The sequence below is a fragment of the Shigella sp. FC1661 genome (genome assembly GCF_001712525.1).
GTDB classification, from domain to species: Bacteria; Pseudomonadota; Gammaproteobacteria; order Enterobacterales; family Enterobacteriaceae; genus Escherichia; species Escherichia coli.
Genome location: NZ_MDGW01000090.1, coordinates 1 through 8205 on the forward strand (window position 1 = coordinate 1; position 8205 = coordinate 8205).

Genomic DNA, 8205 nt, shown 5'->3' on the forward strand with positions numbered 1-8205 from the left:
TAGCAACAGCTCACCCATGCGGCTCTGACAACGATGTTAACCCGCGTTAAATATCCCACGTTGGCCAGCATCTGTCTCACGGAAAGTCATACTGCCTTACTCATCTTCATCGTGCGCCGGTTGCTCTTTAACAATGCGAACCAGATCAACACGATAATCATTGGCTTCAATGATGGTGATATGCAGTGGCCCTACATCAATCACATCGCCCACACGGGGAATGTGACCATTTGCCGAGATCACGAGGCCCGCGACCGTCGCGATATCATCGTCATCGGCAAGGTGCTCAACATCAAGCGCCTGCTGCAAGGCATGCAAATCTGTACCGCCTTTTACCAGCCAGCCGTCACCATCAGTAATGATTTCCGGCGTTTCGTCAGCGTCCGGGAATTCACCCGCAATGGCTTCCAGCACATCCAGCGGCGTGACCAGACCTTGTACCACACCAAACTCGTTGGTCACGATAACAAAGCTCCCGCGAGCACGACGCAGCACGCCCAACAGGTTGATCGGATCGAGGGTTTCCGGGACGATAATCGCCGGAGACGCCGAAGCAATCGCCGCCACATCAACGCCCTCTTCCAGCGCCACCAGCAGTTCTTTAGCACGTACAATACCGATGATTTCATCCAGTTCACCGCGACATACCGGGAACAGACTGTGCGGTGAAGAGAGCAGTTGCTCGCGGATTTCATCGACCCCGAGATTAGCGTCAACCCAGCTTATTTCACCGCGCGGCGTCATGATCCCGCGCAGAGAACGCGACGCCAGCGTCAGTACGCCGTTAATCATGTAACGTTCTTCTTCGGCAAATGCACCTTCCGGGATCGGCATCGGGTTATCGGCATCGTGCTGAACATTGGCCTGACGTTTCCCGCCCATCAAACGCAGGATGGCATCGGCAGTACGCGCTCGCAGCGGCAAAGTCGACTGGTGGCGAATAAAGTTGCGACGCGCAATCTGGTTAAACACTTCGATGATGATCGAGAAGCCAATCGCGGCATACAGGTAACCTTTCGGAATGTGGAAACCGAAACCTTCTGCCACCAGACTCAGACCAATCATTAACAGGAAGCTCAGACAGAGCACCACCACCGTGGGGTGCTGGTTAACGAATCGCGTCAGCGGTTTGGATGCCAGCAACATAACCGCCATCGCAATCACTACCGCCGCCATCATCACCGGCAGATGGTTAACCATCCCTACTGCAGTAATTACCGCATCCAACGAGAAGACGGCGTCAAGGATGACAATCTGTGTGACGACCACCCAGAAACTGGCGTAGCCTTTACCGTGGCCGGAATCATGATCGCGGTTTTCCAGCCGTTCATGCAGTTCGGTTGTTGCTTTGAACAGCAAGAATATCCCCCCGAACAACATAATCAGGTCGCGTCCGGAGAAGGAGAAATCCATGACGGTAAATAGCGGTTTGGTCAGCGTGACCATCCATGAAATCAGCGACAGCAGCCCCAGACGCATAATCAGCGCCAGTGATAACCCCAGCAAACGCGCTTTATCGCGTTGTTTTGGCGGCAGTTTGTCAGCAAGAATGGCGATGAAGACCAGGTTATCGATACCCAGCACAATTTCGAGAACAACAAGCGTGAGTAGCCCCGCCCAAATTGAGGGGTCCATTAAGAATTCCATGACAAGCTCCTGCTTAAGGAATAGCTATTCGACGCCAGAAATAATGCAGGCGTAACGACAAAATGCAAACGAAAGGTGCGGCATAGAGTGCCAGAAAGGCAGGCGTTAAAAGGCCTGATGCTGAAATGACGTCGGTGACGATCCATACTGCGGGCTACTGCCCTATACTCCATGGTTGTTAAACGGGAGTTAAACATATCAGAGACGCCTCTGATTTGGCAAAGATTTACCTTCCTTTGCAAACGAATGTGACAAGGATATTTTACCTTTCGAAATTTCTGCTAATCGAAAGTTAAATTACGGATCTTCATCACATAAAATAATTTTTTCGATATCTAAAATAAATCGCGAAACGCAGGGGTTTTTGGTTGTAGCCCTTATCTGAATCGATTCGATTGTGGACGACGATTCAAAAATACATCTGGCACGTTGAGGTGTTAACGATAATAAAGGAGGTAGCAAGTGACCATTGCTATTGTTATAGGCACACATGGTTGGGCTGCAGAGCAGTTGCTTAAAACGGCAGAAATGCTGTTAGGCGAGCAGGAAAACGTCGGCTGGATCGATTTCGTTCCAGGTGAAAATGCCGAAACGCTGATTGAAAAGTACAACGCTCAGTTGGCAAAACTCGACACCACTAAAGGCGTGCTGTTTCTCGTTGATACATGGGGAGGCAGCCCGTTCAATGCTGCCAGCCGCATTGTCGTCGACAAAGAGCATTATGAAGTCATTGCAGGCGTTAACATTCCAATGCTCGTGGAAACGTTAATGGCTCGTGATGATGACCCAAGCTTTGATGAACTGGTTGCGCTGGCAGTAGAAACAGGCCGTGAAGGCGTGAAAGCACTGAAAGCCAAACCGGTTGAAAAAGCCGCGCCAGCACCCGCTGCCGCAGCACCAAAAGCGGCTCCAACTCCGGCAAAACCAATGGGGCCAAACGACTACATGGTTATTGGCCTTGCGCGTATCGACGACCGTCTGATTCACGGTCAGGTCGCCACCCGCTGGACCAAAGAAACCAATGTCTCCCGTATTATTGTTGTTAGTGATGAAGTGGCTGCGGATACCGTTCGTAAGACACTGCTCACCCAGGTTGCACCTCCGGGCGTAACAGCACACGTAGTTGATGTTGCCAAAATGATTCGCGTCTACAACAACCCGAAATATGCTGGCGAACGCGTAATGCTGTTATTTACCAACCCAACAGATGTAGAGCGTCTCGTTGAAGGCGGCGTGAAAATCACCTCTGTTAACGTCGGTGGTATGGCATTCCGTCAAGGTAAAACCCAGGTGAATAACGCGGTTTCGGTTGATGAAAAAGATATCGAGGCGTTCAAGAAACTGAATGCGCGCGGTATTGAGCTGGAAGTCCGTAAGGTTTCCACCGATCCGAAACTGAAAATGATGGATCTGATCAGCAAAATCGATAAGTAACGTATTGTGTTGATTATCACTCAGTTTTCACACTTAAGTCTTACGTAAACAGGAGAAGTACAATGGAGATTACCACTCTTCAAATTGTGCTGGTATTTATCGTAGCCTGTATCGCAGGTATGGGATCAATCCTCGATGAATTTCAGTTTCACCGTCCGCTAATCGCGTGTACCCTGGTGGGTATCGTTCTTGGGGATATGAAAACCGGTATTATTATCGGTGGTACGCTGGAAATGATCGCGCTGGGCTGGATGAACATCGGTGCTGCAGTTGCGCCTGACGCCGCTCTGGCTTCTATCATTTCTACCATTCTGGTTATCGCAGGTCATCAGAGCATTGGTGCAGGTATCGCACTGGCAATCCCTCTGGCCGCTGCGGGCCAGGTACTGACCATCATCGTTCGTACTATTACCGTTGCTTTCCAGCACGCTGCGGATAAGGCTGCTGATAACGGCAACCTGACAGCGATTTCCTGGATCCACGTTTCTTCTCTGTTCCTGCAAGCAATGCGTGTGGCTATTCCGGCCGTCATCGTTGCGCTGTCTGTTGGTACCAGCGAAGTACAGAACATGCTGAATGCGATTCCGGAAGTGGTGACCAATGGTCTGAATATCGCCGGTGGCATGATCGTGGTGGTTGGTTATGCGATGGTTATCAACATGATGCGTGCTGGCTACCTGATGCCGTTCTTCTACCTCGGCTTCGTAACCGCAGCATTCACCAACTTTAACCTGGTTGCTCTGGGTGTGATCGGTACTGTTATGGCAGTGCTCTACATCCAACTTAGCCCGAAATACAACCGCGTAGCCGGTGCGCCTGCTCAGGCTGCTGGTAACAACGATCTCGATAATGAACTGGACTAACAGGTGAGCGAAATGGTTGATACAACTCAAACTACCACCGAGAAAAAACTCACTCAAAGTGATATTCGTGGCGTCTTCCTGCGTTCTAACCTCTTCCAGGGTTCATGGAACTTCGAACGTATGCAGGCACTGGGTTTCTGCTTCTCTATGGTACCGGCAATTCGTCGCCTCTACCCTGAGAACAACGAAGCTCGTAAACAAGCTATTCGCCGTCACCTGGAGTTCTTTAACACCCAGCCGTTCGTGGCTGCGCCGATTCTCGGCGTAACCCTGGCGCTGGAAGAACAGCGTGCTAATGGCGCAGAGATCGACGACGGTGCTATCAACGGTATCAAAGTCGGTTTGATGGGGCCGCTGGCTGGTGTAGGCGACCCGATCTTCTGGGGAACCGTACGTCCGGTATTTGCAGCACTGGGTGCCGGTATCGCGATGAGCGGCAGCCTGTTAGGTCCGCTGCTGTTCTTCATCCTGTTTAACCTGGTGCGTCTGGCAACCCGTTACTACGGCGTAGCGTATGGTTACTCCAAAGGTATCGATATCGTTAAAGATATGGGTGGTGGCTTCCTGCAAAAACTGACGGAAGGGGCGTCTATCCTCGGCCTGTTTGTCATGGGGGCATTGGTTAACAAGTGGACACATGTCAACATCCCGCTGGTTGTCTCTCGCATTACTGACCAGACGGGCAAAGAACACGTTACTACTGTCCAGACTATTCTGGACCAGTTAATGCCAGGCCTGGTACCACTGCTGCTGACCTTTGCTTGTATGTGGCTACTGCGCAAAAAAGTTAACCCGCTGTGGATCATCGTTGGCTTCTTCGTCATCGGTATCGCTGGTTACGCTTGCGGCCTGCTGGGACTGTAAGACTGTTGTACACTACCGGGGCCTTTTGGCCCCGTTTTTTTATCTGGAGGATTAATGACAATCACGGACCTGGTACTGATTCTTTTCATCGCCGCACTCCTGGCCTTCGCGATCTACGATCAGTTCATCATGCCCCGCCGTAACGGCCCCACCCTGCTGGCAATTCCTTTGCTCCGGCGTGGTCGCATCGATAGCGTTATCTTCGTCGGATTGATTGTCATTCTTATCTATAACAACGTCACGAATCATGGTGCGTTAATAACGACATGGTTATTAAGCGCACTGGCTCTGATGGGTTTTTATATATTCTGGATCCGCGTTCCGAAGATCATCTTTAAACAAAAAGGTTTTTTCTTCGCCAATGTCTGGATTGAATATAGCCTAATCAAAGCGATGAACTTGTCGGAAGATGGCGTGTTGGTGATGCAATTAGAACAGCGTCGGCTGTTAATCCGCGTTCGAAATATCGACAATCTGGAAAAAATTTATAAGCTTATCGTTTCAACTCAATAAGTTATGAATTTAGCCAAAGCTATGTTTAGTGTATTTTTAATAATCAGACATAGCTTAGGCTATATTACCTCTTCCCTTATTTGTTATTTATTTTAACGTTTCATTGATATATAAATCTAAATGAATTCGTTATCAATAAAGCAATGAAATAATATATTCCAACAGTTGTTTTATATTCTCAAAATATGTTAAGGTTGCGCCCTCATTTGGGGAGTAGCCGATTTCCAGATTCCGGAAATGTACGTGTCAACATACTCGTTGCAAAACGTGGCACGTACGGACTGAATACTTTCAGTCAGGCGAGACCATATGCACATCAATCGCTATGCCTGCATGAACGCGAAAACCATCACGGCTTGTTGTTCATGTATGCATGTTTGCTGGGGGCGATGATGTGTTTTATGGATACCCCGGTCAGGACATTGTCATGAATATCACTGCTACTGTTCTTCTTGCGTTTGGTATGTCGATGGATGCATTTGCTGCATCAATCGGTAAAGGTGCCACCCTCCATAAACCGAAATTTTCTGAAGCATTGCGAACCGGCCTTATTTTTGGTGCCGTCGAAACCCTGACGCCGCTGATCGGCTGGGGAATGGGCATGTTAGCCAGCCGGTTTGTCCTTGAATGGAACCACTGGATTGCGTTTGTGCTGCTGATATTCCTCGGCGGGCGAATGATTATTGAGGGTTTTCGTGGCGCAGATGATGAAGATGAAGAGCCGCGCCGTCGACACGGTTTCTGGCTACTGGTAACCACCGCGATTGCCACCAGCCTGGATGCCATGGCTGTGGGTGTTGGTCTTGCTTTCCTGCAGGTCAACATTATCGCGACCGCATTGGCCATTGGTTGTGCAACCTTGATTATGTCAACATTAGGGATGATGGTTGGTCGCTTTATCGGCTCAATTATTGGGAAAAAAGCGGAAATTCTCGGCGGGCTGGTACTGATCGGCATCGGCGTCCAGATCCTCTGGACGCACTTCCACGGTTAATAAGAACGCTGCCAGAGGTGAATATTAAAGTCCGTCTGGCAGTCGAACACTTCTTTTGCTGCCAGTGTTTGCCAGACTTCTGGCTTCGCACGCCAGGCAAACGGCGTCATCTGCAATAATGCGACGGCTTCATCACCGCGAAGACGCATCGGATAACACAACTCCGCACTCTGCTGTAATGTAAAACCTTCCAGTTGTTCTGCATGAGGTGCATGAAGATGTACTTCATTGTAAATCAGCCCCTTCAGCTCCATCAAATGTCGCGGTCCCGGCGTGGCAGTAATGACCCAGCCGCCGGGCTTCACTACTCGTGCTAATTCTTCTGCTTTACACGGCGCGTAAATACGTATTATGGCGTCCATACTGGTATCGGAAAACGGCAAACGGTGGCTGGAAGCGACACAAAAAGTGACCTGCGGATAGCGTTTCGCCGCCGCTTTTATCGCTACCTTCGAAACATCCAGACCAAACGTGGTGATTTCGGGCAACGCATCGGCAAATGCGTGTGTGTAATACCCTTCACCACAGCCAATATCCAGCACCGCCGTGGCCTTATCATCAAGCCGTTCCCTCAGTTGGGCGACAATTGCATCACGCAGCGGCTGATAATGTCCGGCATCTAAGAATGCGCGGCGTGCTTGCATCATTTCCGCGCTGTCGCCCGGATCACGAGACCGTTTATGCTGAACGGGCAGCAGATTGACATACCCTTCTTTCGCCATATCAAACTGATGTCGCTGGGGACAGATATAGCTGTTTTTTTCACGCGAAAGAGGCTGATGGCAAAGTGGACAGGAAAAAGACATGACAACTCCGGCAGGATACTAAAGGCCGCAAGTGTAACGCGAATCACGCGGCGGGCAAATATCCGAACGCCAGGAGCGAAGATAAAGCATAGTAAAAAGCCTCGCATTCGACGAGGCTTTATAGCGAGATTGAAGCGTATTCACACTTCAGATCAGTGGATTCGATCAGATAGCTGTTACGTTAACAGCTGCCGGACCTTTCTGGCCGTCCTGAATTTCGAACTCAACGTTCTGACCTTCAGCCAGAGTTTTGAAGCCATTACCCTGGATAGCGGAGAAGTGTACGAACACGTCTTTGCTGCCATCAGCCGGAGTAATGAAGCCAAAACCTTTAGACTCGTTGAACCACTTTACCTGACCTTTAATCTTTGCCATTTGAAAAATTCCTTAGATTGTTTTCTTCGCCCGCAGGCATAACATAGATAAAACTGACACATTACTGCATGAGGCACCAATATAAGGCTCGGCAGAGAAGCGGTATTCAACATCAACGTGTTTACTCAGGACTTCTTTACTGAAAATGCCACACATAAACAGAACTGTACCTCGTTTAACCCGAAATCTGTTATCACATACAACGTTAATTATGGCAAGCCATTTTTAAACATGTCTCGATCAGACGCACAAATCTCGATACGTCTTCCACTTTTTTTGCACACTTATGCAACGGAATACGCGCCGATATATCATTGTGCTGGTAATGACTCCAACTTACTGATAGTGTTTTATGTTCAGATAATGCCCGATGACCTTGTCATGCAGCTCCACCGATTTTGAGAACGACAGTGACTTCCGTCCCAGCCTTGCCAGATGTTGTCTCAGATTCAGATTATGTCGCTCAATGCGCTGAGTGTAACGCTTGCTGATAACGTGCAGCTTTCCCTTCAGGCGTGATTCATACAGCGGCCAGCCATCCGTCATCCATACCACGACCTCAAAGGCCGACAGCAGGCTCAGAAGACGCTCCAGTGTGGCCAGAGTGCGTTCACCGAAGACGTGCGCCACAACCCTCCTCCGTATCCTGTCATACGCGTAAAACAGCCAGCGCTGACGTGATTTAGCACCGACGTAGCCCCACTGTTCG

Annotated in this window: 10 protein-coding genes and 1 pseudogene; 5 read left to right on the forward strand and 6 right to left on the reverse strand. The window is 49.6% G+C overall.

The window, feature by feature from the left end; genetic code table 11:
- Positions 1–96: 96 nt before the first annotated feature.
- Together yoaE and BFF42_RS28155 are read right to left on the reverse strand one after the other, a co-directional pair.
- Complete coding sequence (gene yoaE, locus BFF42_RS06645; protein ID WP_000394973.1) at positions 97–1647, reverse strand: CNNM family cation transport protein YoaE; 1551 nt, start codon at positions 1645–1647, stop codon at positions 97–99.
- Positions 1635–1793: a protein YoaL gene (locus BFF42_RS28155; RefSeq protein ID WP_001327808.1), complete on the reverse strand. Its 159-nt coding sequence runs from the start codon at positions 1791–1793 to the stop codon at positions 1635–1637. Before BFF42_RS28155 ends, yoaE begins: the two co-directional genes overlap by 13 nt.
- Positions 1794–2109: 316 nt before the next feature.
- On the opposite strand from BFF42_RS28155, the gene manX reads away from it, so the two are divergent.
- From manX to mntP, 5 genes are all read left to right on the forward strand, one after another.
- A complete protein-coding gene (gene manX, locus BFF42_RS06650) occupies positions 2110–3081 on the forward strand; it encodes a PTS mannose transporter subunit IIAB (protein ID WP_000150543.1) in 972 nt (323 codons plus the stop codon).
- Positions 3082–3143: 62 nt separating this feature from the next.
- Complete coding sequence (gene manY, locus BFF42_RS06655; protein ID WP_000406926.1) at positions 3144–3944, forward strand: PTS mannose transporter subunit IIC; 801 nt, start codon at positions 3144–3146, stop codon at positions 3942–3944.
- A gap of 12 nt (positions 3945–3956) precedes the next feature.
- The gene (gene manZ / locus BFF42_RS06660) at positions 3957–4808 is read left to right on the forward strand and encodes a PTS mannose transporter subunit IID (RefSeq protein ID WP_000228655.1); all 852 of its coding nucleotides are present in this window, start codon (positions 3957–3959) and stop codon (positions 4806–4808) included.
- A 54-nt stretch (positions 4809–4862) separates the two neighbouring features.
- Positions 4863–5321 carry a DUF986 family protein gene (locus tag BFF42_RS06665; RefSeq protein ID WP_000156249.1) on the forward strand — a complete coding sequence of 153 codons (459 nt, stop codon included), beginning with the start codon at positions 4863–4865 and terminating at the stop codon, positions 5319–5321.
- A gap of 427 nt (positions 5322–5748) precedes the next feature.
- Positions 5749–6315, forward strand: coding sequence for a manganese efflux pump MntP (mntP, locus tag BFF42_RS06670; protein ID WP_001296134.1), 567 nt, complete (start codon positions 5749–5751; stop codon positions 6313–6315).
- Here mntP and rlmA read toward each other — a convergent pair.
- The 4 genes and pseudogenes from rlmA to BFF42_RS06690 form a co-directional block, all read right to left on the reverse strand.
- On the reverse strand, positions 6312–7121 hold the full coding sequence (gene rlmA / locus BFF42_RS06675) for a 23S rRNA (guanine(745)-N(1))-methyltransferase (RefSeq protein WP_000010115.1): 810 nt from the start codon (positions 7119–7121) through the stop codon (positions 6312–6314). The genes mntP and rlmA overlap by 4 nt on opposite strands.
- A 165-nt stretch (positions 7122–7286) precedes the next feature.
- Positions 7287–7496, reverse strand: a complete 210-nt coding sequence (gene cspE / locus BFF42_RS06680; protein WP_001062678.1) for a transcription antiterminator/RNA stability regulator CspE — start codon at positions 7494–7496, stop codon at positions 7287–7289.
- 12 nt (positions 7497–7508) lie between these two features.
- Positions 7509–7652 (reverse strand): DUF2627 domain-containing protein, encoded by a 144-nt coding sequence (locus BFF42_RS06685; RefSeq protein WP_001295496.1) that lies wholly within the window; start codon positions 7650–7652, stop codon positions 7509–7511.
- A 180-nt stretch (positions 7653–7832) separates the two neighbouring features.
- Positions 7833–8205: pseudogene (locus tag BFF42_RS06690) on the reverse strand (IS1-like element IS1X2 family transposase); the annotation flags it as partial.